Source organism: Idiomarina sp. Sol25 (assembly GCF_033052775.1).
Classification (GTDB): domain Bacteria; phylum Pseudomonadota; class Gammaproteobacteria; order Enterobacterales; family Alteromonadaceae; genus Idiomarina.
Genome location: NZ_JAUPEW010000251.1, coordinates 1 through 233 on the forward strand (window position 1 = coordinate 1; position 233 = coordinate 233).

Genomic DNA, 233 nt, shown 5'->3' on the forward strand with positions numbered 1-233 from the left:
TGCGGGTGAAGCTCGACGCCCTGCCCGATCGGGCCATTGAAGGCGTGGTGGATAGCTTCGCGCCGGGCACAGGCGCTCAGTTCGCACTGATCCCCCCCTCCAACGCCACCGGCAACTTCACCAAGATCGTGCAGCGCGTGCCGGTGCGAATTCGTCTGACGCCGCCGGCGGACCTGAAGGGCCTCCTCACCCCTGGTCTCTCCGCCGAGGTCGAGGTCGACACCCGGCCAAGG

Annotated in this window: 1 protein-coding gene; it reads left to right on the forward strand. The window is 68.2% G+C overall.

Going from position 1 to position 233, the window contains the following annotated elements:
* A partial coding sequence (locus tag Q5L94_RS14175; protein ID WP_317498987.1) for an HlyD family secretion protein occupies positions 1–233 on the forward strand: 233 nt, incomplete at both ends.